Raw genomic sequence first — 2,065 nt, 5'->3', positions numbered from 1 at the left:
CTGCGCGGCCTGGTCCCGGCCGGCGCGCCGTGAGCGGGCTCCTCGACGCCACCCGCGCCGCGCTCGCCGCGGGGCTGGACGCCGCCTCCCTGCCGGTCCTCGCGTACTTCCTCGCCATCAACACCAGCTACCTGCTGCTCATCGCCGTGGCGGCCGTGGAGCTGGCCGGCCACGTGCGCCGGGCGCCCTACGCCGGCCAGGAGGACTCCTACGCCTCCCCGATGACCCTGCCGGTCTCGGTGCTGGTGCCCGCCTTCAACGAGGCGGCGGGCATCGTCTCCTCCGTGGGGGCGCTGCTCGCGCTGCGCTACCCCGTGCACGAGGTGGTCGTCGTCGACGACGGCTCCACCGACGCCACCTTCGAGCGCCTGCGCGCGGCGCACGACCTCGTCGAGGTGCCGCGGGTCGTCGCGCGCGAGGTCCCGGCCCGCGGCCGGGTGCTCTCCGTGCACGTGCCGCGCGACGGCCGCACCCCGCTGGTGGTGGTGCGCAAGGAGAACTCCGGGCGCTCCGACGCCCTCAACGTGGGCATCAACGCGGCCCGCCACGACCTCGTGTGCTTCGTCGACGCCGACTCGATCCTCGACCCCGACGCCCTCCTGAGCGTGGCGGGGCCGTTCGCCGACGACCCCGACCGCGTGGTGGCCACCGGCGGCGCCGTGCGCGCCGTCAACGGCTGCCGCGTGGTGGCCGGCCGCGTCGTCGAGACCCGGATGCCGACCGGCTGGCTGGCCCGGGTGCAGGTCGTGGAGTACCTGAGGGCGTTCATGCTGGGCCGCACCGGGTGGTCGCGGATCGGGGCGCTGGTGCTCATCTCCGGCGCCTTCGGGCTGTACCGGCGCGACGTGCTCGTGGAGGTCGGCGGGCTCGACCCCGACTGCATCGGCGAGGACCTCGAGCTGTGCGTGCGGGTGCACCGGGCCATGCGCGACCAGGGCCGGGACTACCGCGTCGTCTTCGTCGCCGAGCCCGTCTCCTGGACCGAGGTGCCCGCCACCCGCGCGGTGCTGGCCAGCCAGCGCCGGCGCTGGCACCGGGGCCTGTGGGAGGTGCTCGTGCGCCACCGCGACATGATCGGCAACCCCCGCTACGGGCGGATCGGCCTGGTGGCCCTGCCCTACTACGTCGTCTTCGAGCTGGCCGCGCCGCTGCTGGAGGTCGTCGGCCTGCTGCTCGTGCCGCTGGGCCTGGCCCTCGGCGTCGTCGACGCCGGCTACGCCCTGGCCTTCCTCCTCGTCTCCTGCGCCTACGCCGTCTTCGTCTCGGTGGCGGCGCTGGCCGTGGAGGAGTTCTCCTTCCACCGCTACGGGCGCTGGCGCGACCTGGGGGTCGCCATGCTCGTCACCGTGGTCGAGAACCTCGGCTACCGGCAGCTCACCGCCGTCTGGCGGGTGCAGGGCCTGTGGGCCGCGCTGCGCCGGCGCGAGCAGGTGTGGGGCGTGATGACCCGCGCCGGCTTCGCCGAGGAGGCGCTGCTGCCCGCTCCCGCGGCGCCCGCGCTGCTCGTGGCCCCCGCGGCGCAGGTGGCGGTGGAGGTCCCGTGACGCGCCTCGCCGACCGGTCCGTCTCGCGCCGGCTGACCGCCGCCTTCGCCCTCCTCGTCGGGCTGCTGCTCGTCGTCGGCCTCAGCGGGGTCACCGGGCTCGTCGTCGCCGGGCGCCACCAGGACCGCGAGCACCGCCTCGAGCGCCTGGAGGCGGCCAACACCGAGCTGCTCCTGGCCATGACGAACGCCGAGACCGGCGTCCGCGGCTACCGCCTGGCCCGCGACCGCAGCTTCCTCGACCCGTACCGCACCGGGCGGGCGGCCTTCCCCCAGCACCTGCGCGAGGCCCGGGCGGCCGCGCGCACCGGCGCCGAGCGCGACCTCGTCCGCCAGCAGGAGCTCGTGGCGCAGCGCTGGCTCTCGATGTACGCCGGGCCGGTCGCGGCGATGGCGCCGGACGAGGTGGTCGTCTCCCCGGAGATGACCCTCGTCAACAAGGAGGTCTTCGACGAGCTCCGCGCGATCAACGCCGAGCTCGACGTGCTGGCGAGCAGCGGCAGCGCCCAGGCGATGGCCGAC

Annotated in this window: 2 protein-coding genes; both read left to right on the top strand. The window is 75.6% G+C overall.

Annotated elements, in window-relative coordinates:
* On the top strand, positions 1–1,544 hold a 1,544-nt coding region (locus AC5FZL_RS16510), incomplete at its 5' end, for a glycosyltransferase family 2 protein (protein ID WP_493619965.1).
* The coding region (locus AC5FZL_RS16505; RefSeq protein WP_493619964.1) for a CHASE3 domain-containing protein at positions 1,541–2,065 on the top strand (525 nt) is incomplete at its 3' end. The genes AC5FZL_RS16510 and AC5FZL_RS16505, both read left to right, overlap by 4 nt.

This window comes from Quadrisphaera sp. DVD1 (assembly GCF_058932755.1).
This window is presented reverse-complemented; position numbering and strand designations above follow the sequence as displayed.